Source organism: Mesorhizobium sp. M6A.T.Ce.TU.016.01.1.1, assembly GCF_003997065.1.
Classification (GTDB): Bacteria; Pseudomonadota; Alphaproteobacteria; order Rhizobiales; family Rhizobiaceae; genus Mesorhizobium; species Mesorhizobium mediterraneum.
On the sequence record NZ_RZTJ01000004.1, the window covers coordinates 15205 to 31179 of the forward strand.

Here is a 15975-nt window from a genome sequence, read left to right on the forward strand (position 1 = left end):
GAGAGAGGGCCAGCATTCATTCAGTCGAGGAACGGCGTGGCCTTCATCGTCGCAGGCACCGGCACGCCGAGGCGGGCAAGCACGGTCGGCGCAAGCTGCAACTGGTCTAACAGCGTGCCGGCCTCCGGCCCCTCGCCCTGTCCGAAATAATACAGAGCAAAATCCTGCATCTCGTCGTCATGGCCGCCATGATGGCCGCGATCGGTCTGGCCGTGATCGGCTGTGACGATGACCTCGTAGCCGGCTTCCCGCCAGCGCGGCAGGAAGGCTGCGAGCATGCCGTCCATCGCATAGACGGCGTGATCCATCTCATGGCAGTCATGGCCGAAGCGGTGGCCCATCGAGTCCAGCGTGCAGGTGTGCAGGATGCCGTAGTCGATGCGGTGGCGCCTGGTCAGCATGGTCAGCGTCGCGAACAGGTCGACGTCGCTCGGCGTCATCTGGTTGCGGGCGTTGTAGCCGGTCATGGTGTGGAACCGGCCATGCGTGATCGGCCCGCCGGGCTCGTCGAACTCCATGTCCTCGACCAGATCGAACGGATAGGCCCGGAAGAATTCGGACCAGTAGGAATGAGTGACCGCGCCGGTCTTGCCGCCGGCCTTGCTGACCTCCGAAAATATATCCGGTTGCTTGACGCGGAACCGGCTCTCGTTGGTCAGGATGCCATGCACTTGCGGTGCCACGCCGGTATGGATCGACGCATAGCAGCAGGCTGAGGTCGACGGCAGAACGGAGCGCATCTTCCAGACACGCGCTTCGCCCGATTGCACCCAGCCTTCGAGATTGCCCATCAGCCGGCGCCAATTGCGGTAAGGCACGCCGTCGAGGATGATGAGCAGAAGTTTTGTATTCAACGCCACCGGGTGTCTAATTCCCGGCGCTTGCCATGCGCCGTCCCTTGATCGCCTTCTCCAGCCAGCCGATCTCCATTTCGGGCACCGAGGACAAGAGAAGGTCTGTATAGTCGTCGAAGGGCGGCGCCAGCACCTGGCTCTTCGCGCCGTAGCGCACCACCTCGCCGCGATACATCACCGCGATCGAATCGGCGATCGACTTCACCGTGGCGAGGTCGTGGGTGATGAACAGATAGGCGACGTTTTCCTCTTTCTGCAGCTCGAGCAGCAGCTTCAGTATGCCGTGGGCCACCAGTGGGTCGAGCGCCGAGGTGACCTCGTCGCAGATGATCAGCTTCGGCTTGGCGGCAAGCGAGCGGGCAATGCAGACGCGCTGCTTTTGGCCACCGGAAAGCTCGGCCGGGTAGCGGTCGACGAAGCCCTTGCCCATCTCGATCTTGTCGAGCAGCTCGGCGACGCGGGCGTCACGTTGCCTTCCACGCAGACCGAAATAGAATTCGAGCGGCCGGCCGATGATGGTTCCGACGGTCTGGCGCGGATTCATCGCCACGTCGGCCATCTGGTAGATCATCTGCAATTGGCGCAGATCCTCCTTCGGCCGGTCGGCAAGCCGGTTGGCGAGTGGACGTCCGTCGAAGGTGACGGTGCCTTGTTCGGGCGGCAACAGGCCGGTGACGGCGCGCGCCAGCGTCGACTTGCCCGAGCCGGACTCGCCGACCACCGCCAGCGTCTGGCCTGGATAGATGTCGACCGAGACGTTCTTCAGCACCTTGATGTGACTGCGGCCATAGGCGGCGGTGATGTTCTTGACAGACAGGAACGGCGTCGTGCCGGGCTTCTGTTCCTGGTGCTCGATCTCATGCACCGAGACCAGCGCATTGGTGTATTCCTGGCGCGGTTCCTTGATGATCTGACGGGTGCCGCCCCATTCGACCAGCCGGCCGTGGCGCAGCACCATGATCTCGTCCGAGACCTGGGCGACGACGGCAAGGTCGTGGGTGATGTAGAGCGCCGCGACATGGGTGTCGCGGATGGCGTCCTTGATCGCCGCCAGCACGTCGATCTGCGTCGTCACGTCGAGCGCCGTGGTCGGCTCGTCGAAGACGATCAGGTCGGGCTCGGAACAGAGCGCCATCGCCGTCATCACGCGCTGCAGCTGGCCGCCCGACACCTGGTGCGGAAACCGCTCGCCTATGCTTTCGGGGTTCGGCAGGCTGAGCTTCTTGAACAGTGCGACGGCGCGCTTCTCGGCCGCGGCCCGTGTCGCCGTGCCGTGCAGCAGCGTCGCCTCGACCACCTGGTCCATCAGCCTGTGCGCCGGGTTGAAGGCCGCCGCGGCCGATTGCGCGACATAGCAGACCTCGCGGCCGCGCAGCTTGCGAAAGCCCTCCTTGCCGCCCTTCAGGATGTCGCGGCCGTTCAGGATGACCTCGCCGCCGGTGATGCGGACGCCGCCGCGGCCATAGCCCATCGAGGACAGGCCGATGGTCGACTTGCCGGCGCCGGACTCGCCGATCAGGCCGAGCACCTTGCCCTTCTCGAGCGTCAGTGAGACGTCGTGGACAAGCACGATGTTCTTGGGCGGCTCGCCTGGCGGGAACACCGTGGCCTCGATGCGCAGATTGCGGATATCGAGCAGCACGGACTTTGCTCGCTGGTCAGCCATCACCCGCGCCCTCCCTTCAGGCTTGTCGTGCGGTTGAGCACCCAGTCGGCGACCAGATTGACTGAAATCGCCAGCATGGCGATCGCCGCCGCAGGGATGAGCGCCGCCGCGATGCCGAAGACGATGCCATCCTTGTTTTCCTTGACCATGCCGCCCCAGTCGGCGCTAGGCGGCTGCACGCCGAGCCCGAGGAAGGACAGCGTCGACAGGAACAGCACGGCATAGATGAAGCGCAGGCCAAGTTCCGAAACCAGCGGCGACAACGCGTTGGGCAGGATTTCGCGGAAAATGATCCACATGCTGCCTTCGCCGCGCAGCTTGGCCGCCTCGACGAAATCCATGACGTTGATGTCGACGGCGACTGCCCGCGACAGGCGGTAAACGCGGGTCGAGTCGAGGATGCCCATGACCAGGATCAGCGTCACCAGATTGGTTGGCAGCACGGACAGCACGACGAGGCCCATGATCAGCGTCGGAATTGACATCAGGAGATCGACAAGGCGCGACATAAGCGTGTCGAACCAGCCGCCGAAAACCGCCGCCGAGAAGCCGAGGATGGCGCCGAGCGAGAAGGACAGGGCGGTGGCCAGCACCGCGATGAACAGCGTGACGCGGGCGCCGTAGATCATGCGCGAAAGGAGGTCGCGGCCGAGATTGTCGGTGCCCAGCCAATGTGTCGCCGACATCGGTGCCCAGACGTCGCCGACGATCTCGCCATTGCCGTACGGCGCGATCCACGGCGCGAAGATCGCCGCCAGCACGAACAATGCCGTCAGCACCAGGCCGATCAGCGCAGGGATGGGGATGCGTTTTATGTCGAGCATGCCCTCTCCCCTATTTCGGGTGTCTGAGACGCGGATTGGCGACGATCGCCGCTATGTCCGCAACGATGTTCAGGCTGATATAAACGGCGGCGAAGATCAGGCCGACCGCCTGCACCACCGGCACGTCACGCTTGGTGACGTGGTCGACGAGATATTGGCCCATGCCCGGATAGACGAAGATCACTTCGACGACGACGACGCCGACGATCAGGTAGGCGAGGTTGAGCATGACGACGTTGATGATCGGCGCAATCGCATTGGGGAAGGCATGCCTGCGAATGACGGCGAATGCCGAAAGCCCCTTGAGCTCGGCGGTTTCCACATACGCCGACTGCATGACGTTGAGGATCGCGGCGCGCGTCATGCGCATCATGTGGGCGAGCACCACCAGCGTCAGTGCCGCCGCCGGCAGCATGATCGCCTGCATGCGCTCGCCGAACGGCATTCCGTCATAGACCGTCGAGATGCCGGGGAAGATCTGGTATTTCACGGCAAAGAAATAGACGAGCACATAGCCGATGAAGAATTCGGGAAACGACGTCGAGGCAAGCGCCAGTCCGGAGATCAGCTTGTCGACCCAGCCATTGCGGTAACGCACTGCGATCAGGCCGAGGATGATCGCCAGCGGCACGGCCACGACCGCCGCCCAGAAGGCGAGGAACAGCGTGTTCCACAACCGCCCCTTGATCGACGTCGCAATATCCTGCCCGCTTGACATGGCAGTGCCGAGATCGCCGGTCACGACGCCGCCGAGCCAGCGGAAGTAGCGGATAAAGGCCGGATCGTTGAGGCCGAGCTGCTCGCGCAGATTGGCGAGCGACTCCGGTGTCGCCGACTGTCCGAGGATGGCTTGCGCGACGTCGCCGGGCAGGATCTGGGTGCCGGCGAAGATCAGGACCGATACGGCCAACAGCAGGAGAATGCCCAGCGCAATGCGCTGGGCCACCAGTTTCACGATGGGTGAGGACATATCCGCAAGGCCGGGCTCAGGCTTCGAGCCAGCACTTTGCCAGAGCGTACCCGTTCATCAGCTCCTGATGCGGATCGTCGACCCAGCCGGCGACCTTGGCGCCCGTCGCGTCGATGAACTGGTTGAACATCGGCAGGATCAGGCCACCTTCGTCGCGGACGAGCATCGCCATGTCGCGATACATCGCCTTGCGCTTGGCTTCGTCGAGCTCGGCACGCGCCGCCAGCACCATCTTGTCGAAATCGGGACGCTTGAAACGCGTGTCGTTCCAGTCGGCCGTCGACAGGTAAGCAGTCGAATACATCTGGTCTTGCGTCGAGCGTCCGCCCCAGTAGGAGGCGCAGAAGGGCTGCTTGTTCCATACTTCCGACCAGTAGCCGTCGCCCGGCTCGCGCTTGATCTCCAGCGTGATGCCGGCCTTGGCCGCGCTCTGCTGGAACAGTTGCGAGGCGTCGACTGCGCCTGGGAAGGCGACGTCCGATGTCCTGAGCAGGACGGCGCCGTCATGGCCCGACTTCTTGTAGTGGAACTTTGCCTTGTCGGGATCGTATTTGCGCTGCTCGATGTCCTCGGAAAACAGCGGATAGGCCGAGTTGATCGGAAAGTCGTTGCCGAGCGAGCCATAGCCTCTGAGGATCTTGTCGAGCATCTCCTCGCGGTCGATCGCCAGCTTTAGCGCCATGCGCAAATCGTTGTTGTCGAACGGCGCCGTGTTGCAATGCATGATGAAGACGTAGTGGCCAGGACCCGCATGGTTGCGGATGGTAACGCCGGGCAGCCGCTTGATCAGGTCGACGATCTTCGGCTCGACGCGGTTGATCATGTTGACCTGGCCGCCCTGCAAGGCAGAAGTGCGCGCCGTGGCGTCGTTGATGACGATGATCTCGATCTGGTCGGCATGGCCCATCTTGTCGGCCTGCCAGTAATTGGCGAACCGCTCGCCGCCATGGCGCACGCCGGGTTCGTTGGTGGTGATCTTGTAGGGTCCGGCCGAGATGCCGGCGTCGGCCTTGTCCTTGCCGCCATTGGGCTGGATGATCAAATGGTAATCGCTAAGCAGATAGGGCAGGTCGGCATTGGCTTCCTTCAGCGTCAGCACGACTTCCTTGCCGCTGGCCTTGATGCTCTCGATGCCTTTCATGTAGCCGAGCGCGCCCGACTTCGACTTCTCGTCCGAATGGCGTTCGAGCGTGGCGGCCACGTCCTCGGCGGTCACCGTCTTGCCATTGTGGAATTCGACGCCGTCGCGGATCTTCAGCGTCCAGACCTTGGCGTCGTCCGACGAGCCGATCTCCTCGGCGATGCGGTTCTCGAGATTGCCTTCCGGGGAAAGCTCGACGATCAGTTCGCCCCACATCTTGCCGAAGGCGAACGGCACCTGGGTCATGAACAGGGCCGGATCGAGGCTGTTGGTGGACTCGCCGCCGACCAGGCCGGCCTTCAGCGTGCCGCCCTTGACCGGACCCGCGGCGCGCGCCGCACTTGAAAGCAGCGAGTTGGCGAAGGTCGCGGTGACGCCGAGCGCTGCCGCCCGGCCGAGAAAATCACGACGGCTCAGTTTGCCGGACGCGACGCGCCGGCTGAGAAATTCCAGTTCGTTCGACATGTTGAGTTCCTCACTCTGTTGGTTCGACCTTGTGGTCGTTTTTTATCATTTCTTGTGAGGAGAATAATGACCGCAAGGGAACGCCGTAAGCAAGACCGAATGCGACATGCCGTGGCGTAAATCGTACGTCGCAATTGGACCAATCCGCATAAGCGCTCAAAGCAGCGCGCGCGGGATTTTCTCTTCGAAAGAGCGCTCGAAAACCAGTTTCTCGCCTTCATAGGCTTCGATTCTGGCGCTTACCATGAAGCTTTGCGCGTCGGACCGCATTTCGGCTGATGTTTCGGTGCGCACCGACCATCCATTTCGCGACAGCGTCTGCGTCCAGTGCGTCTTGCCCGACGCCGACAGTGGATTGTCCGGATGGATCGCCCATGTCTCACTCGCGATGCTGCCATTGGCAAGGCCATGCTCCAGGTCGCGCACCTCGCCGAAATCGTCGACGATGGAAAGCGTGACGATTCCGGTCTTCTCGTCGCGGTCGACATGACGTTCGGAATTGGCGACGCGGACCGTTTCGGTCGCCCAGAGCGCGGCGGCCTCGGGCGAGGGGAACGTGACTTCATCGCGGTGCGCCAGCGGGCGCAACGGCAGCTTCAGTGTCGCCGCCGACAGGTCGAGCCGGACCGGCTCCGGCGATGGCCAGATCATCGGCCAATAGGCGTTCGAAACGGCAATACGCAGGCGGTGGCCTGATGGCACGCGATAGGCGCACTGGTCGAGCACCACACGGGCGCTGACGGTTTCGCCCGGCACCAGCGCCTCGGGGAATTCGTGCGAGTTGCGATGCGTCAGGTTGAGCACGCCATAGGAGATCAGCTCCGACGCGCCGTCGGGATGCACGTCGCACAGCCGGATCGCGATGTTCGCTTGAGGCCGGTCGGACGAAACCCTGACCAGTGCTTCCGGCGCGCCGACAATGTCGATCGCCTGTGTTAGCACCGGCTGGTCGAAACACACCGATAATGCATCGTCGGGGCGCTGGTCGCCGGGCAATTCCGGGCCGAAGGTGAAGGGAAAGTATTCGCCGCCGGCAAGGCCGCAGCTTTGCGGCGAAGCGACGATTACCGGCTTGGCGCCTTCATGGATCAGCTCGATCTCACGTGTCTCGATTTCGGGCGACGGCCACACCGATTCAGCGACCCAGCGGCCCGGCCGCTCCGGATGCCAGCGCGCGGGGCGCACGCTGTCCATCACATAGGCGCGGTAGGCCGGGTCGGCCTCGACGCCGGTGTCGATGCCCTTTAGCCAGCGGTCCCACCAGCGCAAGGCCTCCTGCAGGAAGCCGATCGCTGGTTTCGGTGCTGCGTAGTGCGGGTACTTGTGGATCCAGGGGCCGACGATGCCCTTGACCGGCGCCTCGATATTGGCGGCGAGATGGGAAATGGTGTTGCGATAGCCGTCATGCCAGCCGCCGATCGACAGCACGGCGGCTTTAATGGCGGAATAGTCCTCGCAGATCGAGCCGCGCTTCCAATAGGCGTCGCGGTGCTGGTGCCTCAGCCACAGCGGCGCCAGGAAGGGCTGGTTCTCCAGCCGGGTCAGCCACAGGTCGCGCCATCTGTTGTCGCCGGCCAGCAGCGGGTCCGGCGGTCGCGACGAATAGGACAGCATGGTCGAGGCCCAGCCGAAGTTCTCGATCAGCAGGCAGCCGCCCTTGTAGTGGATGTCGTCGGCATAGCGGTCGACGGTCGAGCAGAGACTGATCACCGCCTTCAGCGCCGGCGGCTGCTTGGCTGCTGTCTGCAGGCAGTTGAAGCCGCCCCAGGAGATGCCCATCATGCCGACTTTGCCGTTGCACCAGGGCTGGGCCGCCGCCCAGGCGATCACATCACAGGCGTCCTGCAATTCCTGCTCGGAATATTCGTCATCCATAAGCCCTTCGGAATCGCCATTGCCGCGCATGTCGACGCGGATCGAGGCGTAGCCGTGGCCGGCGAAATAGGGATGCGTCAGCTGATCGCGAAAGATCGTGCTGTCGCGCTTGCGGTAAGGCAGATGCTCAAGGATCGCCGGCACCGGATCGTCGCTGGCGTCGTCGGGCATCCACACTCGCGCCGACAGCCGGCAGCCATCCGGCATGACGATCCCCATATCCGGAAATTCGACGACCTTGCGGGGAAATTCAGTGACGGTTTTCATGCTGGGCTCCTAGGTGACTGCATGATGGAGCCCAAGCCTGCCGCGTCGTGGGCCAGCCAACGAATTCGGCTGGTCAATCCGCGTCAACTCAACGGAATGTCGTTCTCGGTCTTGCTCGCCTGGTAAGCGCTGGACAGTTCGTCATAGCGCGCCGAAATGGTGCCGATCCGCGTTTCCAGCCGCAGGCGCTCGGCCTCGGGCAGTGACCGCACCAATTTGCGGATCGAAAAGCTCTTCCAATAGGCGTTCTCGGCATTGTAGCCGCCGGGGTCGAGGGTGAAGACCTCCTTCAGGATTTTCAAATCGTGCGGAATGGCGAAGCTGTCGCGCGAATCCTCGTGGCTGAACAAATAGTAGAAATTATCGAAGCCGGTCCAGGTGATCGCCGACAGGCAGAGCGAGCAGGGTTCGTGCGTGGCGAGGAAGATGGCGTCCTTGGTGTCGACGCGCTCGGCCTTCGGCATTTCATAGAATCGCTTCAGGCAGTGCACTTCGCCATGCCAGAGCGGATTCTCCGTCTCGTTGTTGGTTTCAGCGAGCACCAGCGAGCGGTCGCCCTTTCTCATGATCGCCGCGCCGAACAGCTTATTGCCGTGGGCGACGCCTTCGGCCGTCTTCGGCACGATGTCATGCTCGATGACGTCGAGCAGGCGGTCGATCAGCGAGACGTCGGCCATCATGCGGTCCCATCGGGAAGGTGGATCTCGTAGGCGTGCGAGAAATGGCACTCTTCGAGGTTGGAGCCGTCGCCGCCGCGATCGACGACGAGAAAATCCTGGGCCTCGCCGATCGGCGTCAGCACGCCGTGCCACAGATTGCGCGGATAGTTGACGCCTTGCCCGGGCGCGGTGATGAAGGCGTGCGGCTCGCCTGGACCTTCGTCGCCATCATGGCAGACGATGACCAGGAACGGCCGTGGCGACAGCGGGATGAAGGCCTGGCTGCCGAACGGGTGACGCTCGACCATGGTGAGCTTCAGCGGAAAATCGTAGGGCGCGCCCCGCACCATGGAGATCAGCACGCGCGCATTCGGCCCCAGCGCTTGCGCCGTGGCGAGGTCGTGATAACGCTCGGCCTTGCCGCCATTGATCGGGTAGTGATTGTCGCCGCCCATATCGATGACGTCGCCGAATTCGGCGAAGCTCTCGCGGGTCAGCGGCCGGGCGACAATGCGGCTCATGGCACGCGCTTCGCGATGCCGGCACCGCCAAGCTTGGCGTGCCGATTGACGTCCTTGTAGAGAAGATAGCGGAATTTGCCGGGCCCGCCGGCATAGCAGGCCTGCGGGCAGAAGGCGCGCAGCCACATATAGTCGCCGGCCTCGACCTCGACCCAGTCCTGGTTGAGGCGATAGACCGCCTTGCCTTCCAGCACATAGAGGCCGTGCTCCATGACATGGGTTTCGGCGAAGGGGATAACCGCGCCGGGCTCGAGCGTGACGACGGTGACATGCATGTCGTGGCGCATGTCTTCAGGATCGACGAAGCGCGTCGTCGCCCATCTGCCTTCGGTGCCGGGCATGGGCGTGGGCGCGATGTCCCTTTCGTTGGCAAAAAAGGCCTGCGGCGGATCGATGTCTTCAACGGCGTCGTAGGCCTTGCGGATCCAGTGGAAGCGGACAGCAGCACCACTCTCGTTGCGAACGGTCCATCCGCTGGCCGGCGGCAGGAAAGCAAAGCCACCCGGCTGCAGGACATGTTTCTCGCCAGCCAGCAAGACGCTCAGCTCGCCCTCGACCACGAACAAGACGCCCTCGGCGCCGGCATCCGGTTCCGGCCGGTCGCTGCCGCCGCCGGGCGCGACCTCGACGATATATTGCGAGAACGTCTCGGCGAAGCCGGACAATGGGCGCGACAGCACCCAGACTCGGGTTTTGTCCCAGAACGGCAAGGCGCTGGTGACGATGTCCTGCATCACGCCTCGGGGAATGACTGCATAGGCCTCGGTGAAGACGGCCCGGCCGGTCAGCAGCTCGCTCTGGCCGGGGTGGCCGCCATGCGGCGCGTAATAGGTTCGGTCGGCCATCTTGATCGTATCCATGAGTTCAAGCCTATTGCGGGAGCCAAAGCCCATTACGGAAGTAAGTCCTTGAGGCGAAGCAGCGCGATGCGCTCGACCTGTTTGCAAGCGGTGTCGAATTCGACGCCGCGGGTGTTGCCGCTGCGCGCCTCGAACTCCGCCAGGATTTCCACCTTGGTCTTGCCTTTCACCGCGATGATGAAGGGAAAGCCAAAGGACGTGACGTAGGCGGCATTGAGTTTTGAGAACAGCTCGCGCTCCTTGTCGGTCAGTGCGTCGAGCCCGGCTGAAGCCTGCTCTCTGGCCGATTCCGCCGTCAGCCGCTTGGCCTGCGCCAATTTGCCGGCAAGGTCGGGGTGGGCGTTGAGCACGGAGAGCCGCTCGGCCTCGCTGGCGCCGCGAAAGACACGACACAGTGCATTATGGAGGCCGCCGGCGCTGTCATGCGCCGGGCCGAGCTCCAACTCGTAGGCGCGTTCGGCGATCCACGGCGAATGCTCGAACATCCCACCGAATGCCTGGACGAAGGCCTCGAACTCCATTTTCGACGGGCGCAGCGCCGGCCGCCGGAACGGATGGGTCTCCTGCCAGTGCCCGGCGATGTCGATGCGCCGCGCCAGCCATACCTTGTCGTGCGATTTGACGTAGTCGACAAAGCGCTTGAGCGCCGCGACCCGGCCCGGCCGGCCGACGAGACGGCAGTGCAGGCCGATATTCATCATGCGCGGCCGCCCTAGCTTCCCCTCGGCATAGAGCGTGTCGAAACTGTCCCTGAGATAGGCGAAGAACTGGTCGCCCGAGTTGAAGCCTTGCGGCGTCGCGAAGCGCATGTCGTTGGCGTCGAGCGTGTAGGGGATGATGAGTTGCGGCTTTGTCGACCCGTCCGGCCCATCATGCTCGAGCCAGTAAGGCAGTTCGTCGTCATAGGTGTCCGACACATAGTCGAAGCCGCCTTCTTCCGCCGCCAGCCGCACAGTGTTGATCGAGGTGCGGCCGGTGTACCAGCCGGTCGGGCGCGCGCCGGTGACTTCGTAGTGCAGCCGGATCGCCTCCGCCATGTCGCGGCGCTCGTCCTCCGGCGCATGATCGCGGTAGTCGATCCATCTCAGCCCATGCGAGGCGATCTCCCAGCCGGCCTCCTGCATCGCTGCGACCTGGTCGGGCGAGCGCGCCAGCGCCGTGGCGACGCCGTAGCAGGTCACCGGCACCTCAGCCTCGGTGAACAGGCGCAGCAATCGCCAGAAGCCGGCGCGCGCGCCGTATTCGTAGATCGATTCCATGTTCCAGTGGCGCTGGCCAAGCCACGGTGCGGCGCCAACGATCTCGGACAGGAAGGCCTCCGAAGCCTTGTCGCCATGCAGGACGCAGTTCTCGCCGCCTTCCTCGTAATTGACGACGAACTGCACCGCGACATGCGCGCCGCCAGGCCATTTCGGATCCGGTGGATTGGCGCCATAGCCGCGCATGTCTCGTTCGTAACGCATCGTCACTCCTGCCGGATGGTGTGATCAGGATAGTCGAAAGGGCGGCTTGCGCATTCCCCCGAAAATTTTGAAAGTGTTTTTGCAGCACTCCGCTCGACCGGGACTTATGCATCGCCTTTAATTGGCGCACAATTCGTCAAGTATGTTTCGACTGTACCGGGAATGGGAGCAGCCAGTGGCGGAAACGTCGAAAGCCGAAGGCGGACGTCTGACAACCCATGTCCTCGATACCGCGACCGGCAGGCCGGCGGCGGGCCTGTCCATCGAGCTCTACCGTATCGACGGCGACATGCGGACGCATTTGAAGACGGCGGTCACCAATGCCGACGGCCGCTGTGACGCGCCGCTGCTTGCCAACGCGGAATTCCGCACCGGCGAATACGAGCTGGTCTTCGCTGCCGGCGACTATCTGCGCCGGCAGGGGTTGAGGCTGCCGGAACCGGCCTTCCTCGACAGCGTGCCGATCCGCTTCGGCATGGCCGAGCCGGTGCACTATCATGTGCCGCTGCTTGTCTCCCCCTACGGCTATTCGACTTACCGGGGGAGCTGAGATATGGCCAAGATCACGGAACGCAATGAGATACGCTTCATCCTCAATGGCGAGAACGTTGCGCTAACCACCGTGGCGCCCGACGAGACCTTGCTCGACTGGTTGCGGCTCGAGCGCTCGCTGCGCGGCACCAAGGAAGGCTGCGCCGAAGGCGATTGCGGCGCCTGCACTGTGCTGGTCGGAAGGCTCTCGGCCGGCCGGTTGGTTTACGAAAGCGTCAATGCCTGTATCCGCTTCCTCGGCTCGCTCGACGGCACGCATGTCGTGACCGTCGAGCATCTGCGCGGCGAGGGCGATAGGCTGCATCCGGTGCAGCAAGCCATGGTCGACTTCCACGGCTCGCAATGCGGCTTCTGCACGCCGGGCTTCGTCATGTCGCTCTATGCGCTGTGGATGCGGTCGCCGGAGCCGTCGGATGCGGCCATCGAAAAGGCACTGCAGGGCAATCTCTGCCGCTGCACTGGCTACGAGGCGATCATGCGGGCGGCGCGTGCCATCTCCAGCTACGGCAAGGCGGCGAAGGACCCGCTGGCGGCGGAGCGCGAGGCCATCACGGCCAAGCTTGCGGCCATGAAAGACGGTGCGCGCATCGAGATCGGCGCCGGCAAGCAGCGGCTGGTCGTGCCGGCCGATGCCGACGATCTCGCCACCGTGCTCGACAAGGAGCCGGGCGCCACCATCGTTGCCGGTTCGACCGATGTCGGCCTTTGGGTAACCAAGCATATGCGCGATATTGCGCCGGCGATTTTCATCGGCAATCTCGACGGTCTGTGCGGGATCTCCGAGGACAAGGGCGTCATCTCGATCGGTGCCGGCGTCACCTATACCGAGGCTTTCTCGACGCTGGCGAAACGCGTCCCGGCGCTCGGGCCGCTTTTCGATCGCATCGGCGGCGACCAGGTGCGCAATATGGGCACGATCGGCGGCAACATCGCCAACGGCTCGCCGATCGGCGACACGCCGCCGCCGCTGATCGCTCTGGGTGCGCGGCTGACACTGCGCCGCGGCAACAAGCGGCGAACCATCCCGCTCGAAGATTTCTTCATCGCCTATGGCAAGCAGGACCGGCAGCTGGGCGAATTCGTCGAGGCCGTGCATGTCCCGGTGCCAGGCCGAGACACCAAATTCGCCGTCTACAAGATCACCAAGCGCCGTGACGAGGACATCACCGCAGCACTTGGCGCGTTCCTGCTGACGCTGGCCAGGGACGGCACGGTGGCGGAGGTGCGTATCGCTTATGGCGGCATGGCGGCAACGCCCAAACGGGCTTTCGGCGTGGAAAAGGCGTTGCTCGGCAAGCCTTGGACCGAGGCGACAGTCGAGGCGGCGATGGCCGAATACGCCAGGGATTTCACCCCGCTGACCGACATGCGAGCGAGCGCCGAATACCGGGCGTTGGCGGCACGGAACCTGCTGTTGCGCTTCTTTGCCGAGACCAGCGGCACCAAGGCGCCGATCCAGGTTTCAAGATACGAGACGGCGTGATGACCAAACATGCCCCAAACCTCAAGGCGCAAAAAATCTCGGGTGGCGTTGCCACCGACCAGCGCCATGATTCCGCGCACAAGCATGTCCGCGGCACGGCCGTCTATATCGACGATATGCCGGAATCATCAGGCACGCTGCATGGCTGCCTCGGACTTTCGACGGCTACGCACGCCACCATCACCAGCCTGGACCTGTCGGCGGTGCGCGCAGCCCCCGGCGTCGTCGACGTGCTGACGGCGAGCGACGTGCCGGGTGAAAACGACATTTCGCCGACCGGCCGTCACGACGAGCCGGTGCTCGCCGACGGCAAGGTGCAGTTTTTCGGCCAGCCGATCTTCTGCGTCATCGCCGAAACCCGCGAGCAGGCGCGCCGCGCCACGAGGCTGGCCAAGTTCGAATACCGGGAATTGCCCTTCGTCGCCGACATCGGCGTGCTCGATCCCCGAAAGGACAAGCTGGTCACCCCGCCGCTGACCTTGAAGCGTGGCGATGCTGCTGCCGCCATCAAAGCGGCGCCGCGCCGGCTGAAGGGAAAAATGCGCATCGGCGGCCAGGACCATTTTTATCTCGAAGGCCAGATCGCCATGGCCGTTCCCGGCGAGGACCAGGACGTCACGATTTATTCCTCGACCCAGCATCCGAGCGAAATCCAGCACATGGTCAGCCATGCGCTCGGGGTGCCGAGCCATGCCGTCACGGTCGAGATCCGCCGCATGGGCGGCGGCTTCGGCGGCAAGGAAACGCAAGGCAACCAGTTTGCAGTATTGGCCGCTATCGCCGCGAAGAAACATCATCGCGCCGTGAAAATCCGACCTGACCGTGACGACGACATGATCGCCACCGGCAAGCGTCATGACTTTCTGGTCGACTACGAGGCCGGCTTCGACGACGAGGGCAATATCCTCGGCGTCGACTTCATGTTCGCGGCGCGCTGCGGCTTCTCGGCGGACCTCTCAGGCCCGGTTACTGACCGCGCGCTGTTCCATTGCGACAACACCTATTTCTGGCCGGCGGTGCACGCACAATCGGCGCCGCTCTACACCAACACCGTGTCGAACACAGCCTTCCGAGGCTTCGGCGGGCCGCAAGGCATGGTCGGCGCCGAGCGTGTCATCGAAGAGGTCGCCTTTGCCGTCGGCAAGGACCCGCTGGAGATTCGCAAGAAGAACTTTTATGGCACCAGCGACCGCAACGTCACGCCGTACCACCAGACGGTCGAGGACAACATCATCCACCGCATCGTCGCCGAGCTGGAGTCGAGTTGCGACTATGCGAGGCGCCGCCGCACGGTTCGTGCCTTCAACGCCAACAGTCGCTTCATCAAGCGTGGATTGGCGCTGACGCCGGTCAAGTTCGGCATCTCGTTCACCGCAACGCACTACAACCAGGCCGGCGCGCTGGTGCATGTCTACACCGATGGGTCGGTGCATCTGAACCACGGCGGCACCGAAATGGGGCAGGGCCTCTACGTCAAGGTGGCGCAGGTGGTCGCGGAAGAATTCCAGATCGACCTCGACCAGGTCAAGATCACCGCAACGACGACCGGCAAGGTCCCGAACACCTCGGCGACCGCCGCATCGTCCGGCTCCGATCTCAACGGCATGGCGGCGCAGAACGCAGCCCGGCAGATCAAGGAGCGGCTGACCAATTTCGCCGCCGAAAAATATCAGGTGCCGCGCGACCAGGTGCTGTTCCTGCCCAACCGGGTGCGCATCGGCAATCAGGAGATCGCCTTCGCCGACCTCGTCAGGCAGGCCTACATGGCCCGCATCCAGCTTTCTGCGGCGGGCTTCTACAAGACGCCGAAAATCCACTGGGATCGTGACAAGGGCGAGGGCCGTCCCTTCTACTATTTCGCCTATGGCGCCTCGTGCTCGGAAGTCTCGGTCGACACGCTGACCGGCGAATACATGGTTGAGCGCACCGACATACTGCACGAGACCGGCCGCTCGCTGAACCGCGCCATCGACCTCGGCCAGGTCGAGGGCGGCTTCATCCAGGGCATGGGCTGGCTGACGACGGAGGAACTGTGGTGGGACGATAAAGGCCGGCTGCGCACCCACGCACCGTCGACCTACAAAATCCCCTTGGCCTCGGACCGGCCGAAGATATTCAACGTGACTTTGGCCGATTGGCCAGAGGCGAGCGAGCCGACGGTCCACCGCTCCAAGGCGGTCGGCGAGCCGCCGCTCCCGCTCGGCATATCGGTGCTGCATGCGCTGTCGGATGCGGTGGCGAGCGTTGCCGACCACCGGATCTGTCCGCGCCTCGACCCACCGGCGACACCGGAGCGGGTGCTGATGGCGATCGAACGGCTGAAGGGTGAGGCCAAGGCCGGCACGTGAACCCTGCCTCGGAATCCCAGAAAGCGT

13 protein-coding genes are annotated in these 15975 nt (G+C 63.7%); 3 read left to right on the forward strand and 10 right to left on the reverse strand.

What is annotated here, in order from left to right; genetic code table 11:
* Positions 1 to 20 precede the first annotated feature (20 nt).
* The 10 genes from EOC94_RS08860 to puuE form a co-directional block, all read right to left on the reverse strand.
* Positions 21 to 860 carry an alkaline phosphatase family protein gene (locus tag EOC94_RS08860; protein WP_095484407.1) on the reverse strand — a complete coding sequence of 280 codons (840 nt, stop codon included), beginning with the start codon at positions 858 to 860 and terminating at the stop codon, positions 21 to 23.
* Between the two features lie 7 nt (positions 861 to 867).
* Positions 868 to 2520, reverse strand: coding sequence for an ABC transporter ATP-binding protein (locus EOC94_RS08865; RefSeq protein ID WP_095484406.1), 1653 nt, complete (start codon positions 2518 to 2520; stop codon positions 868 to 870).
* Positions 2520 to 3344 carry an ABC transporter permease gene (locus EOC94_RS08870; protein ID WP_095484405.1) on the reverse strand — a complete coding sequence of 275 codons (825 nt, stop codon included), beginning with the start codon at positions 3342 to 3344 and terminating at the stop codon, positions 2520 to 2522. The genes EOC94_RS08865 and EOC94_RS08870 overlap by 1 nt, the downstream gene beginning before the upstream one ends.
* 10 nt (positions 3345 to 3354) lie before the next feature.
* Positions 3355 to 4314 carry an ABC transporter permease gene (locus tag EOC94_RS08875; protein ID WP_095484404.1) on the reverse strand — a complete coding sequence of 320 codons (960 nt, stop codon included), beginning with the start codon at positions 4312 to 4314 and terminating at the stop codon, positions 3355 to 3357.
* 16 nt (positions 4315 to 4330) lie between these two features.
* Positions 4331 to 5920 carry an ABC transporter substrate-binding protein gene (locus EOC94_RS08880; protein WP_095484403.1) on the reverse strand — a complete coding sequence of 530 codons (1590 nt, stop codon included), beginning with the start codon at positions 5918 to 5920 and terminating at the stop codon, positions 4331 to 4333.
* Positions 5921 to 6076: 156 nt separating this feature from the next.
* Positions 6077 to 8062, reverse strand: coding sequence for a CocE/NonD family hydrolase (locus EOC94_RS08885; RefSeq protein ID WP_127289897.1), 1986 nt, complete (start codon positions 8060 to 8062; stop codon positions 6077 to 6079).
* An 83-nt stretch (positions 8063 to 8145) separates the two neighbouring features.
* Complete coding sequence (locus tag EOC94_RS08890; RefSeq protein ID WP_126107271.1) at positions 8146 to 8739, reverse strand: nucleoside deaminase; 594 nt, start codon at positions 8737 to 8739, stop codon at positions 8146 to 8148.
* Positions 8739 to 9242, reverse strand: coding sequence for an ureidoglycolate lyase (locus tag EOC94_RS08895; protein ID WP_126103942.1), 504 nt, complete (start codon positions 9240 to 9242; stop codon positions 8739 to 8741). The genes EOC94_RS08890 and EOC94_RS08895 overlap by 1 nt, the downstream gene beginning before the upstream one ends.
* Positions 9239 to 10102, reverse strand: a complete 864-nt coding sequence (locus EOC94_RS08900; RefSeq protein WP_126103941.1) for a bifunctional allantoicase/(S)-ureidoglycine aminohydrolase — start codon at positions 10100 to 10102, stop codon at positions 9239 to 9241. Before EOC94_RS08900 ends, EOC94_RS08895 begins: the two co-directional genes overlap by 4 nt.
* Before the next feature lie 32 nt (positions 10103 to 10134).
* Complete coding sequence (puuE, locus tag EOC94_RS08905; RefSeq protein ID WP_127289899.1) at positions 10135 to 11565, reverse strand: allantoinase PuuE; 1431 nt, start codon at positions 11563 to 11565, stop codon at positions 10135 to 10137.
* 175 nt (positions 11566 to 11740) lie between these two features.
* Here puuE and uraH point away from each other — a divergent pair, with 175 nt between their 5' ends.
* Genes uraH through xdhB form a run of 3 tightly spaced genes read left to right on the forward strand, consistent with a single transcriptional unit; the run spans position 11741 to position 15948 of the window.
* Entirely contained in the window at positions 11741 to 12115 is a 375-nt protein-coding gene (gene uraH, locus EOC94_RS08910; RefSeq protein ID WP_127289901.1) for a hydroxyisourate hydrolase, read from the forward strand.
* Positions 12116 to 12118: 3 nt separating this feature from the next.
* On the forward strand, positions 12119 to 13600 hold the full coding sequence (gene xdhA / locus EOC94_RS08915; protein ID WP_127289903.1) for a xanthine dehydrogenase small subunit: 1482 nt from the start codon (positions 12119 to 12121) through the stop codon (positions 13598 to 13600).
* Complete coding sequence (gene xdhB, locus EOC94_RS08920; RefSeq protein WP_127289905.1) at positions 13600 to 15948, forward strand: xanthine dehydrogenase molybdopterin binding subunit; 2349 nt, start codon at positions 13600 to 13602, stop codon at positions 15946 to 15948. Before xdhA ends, xdhB begins: the two co-directional genes overlap by 1 nt.
* The last annotated feature ends 27 nt before the right edge of the window (positions 15949 to 15975 follow it).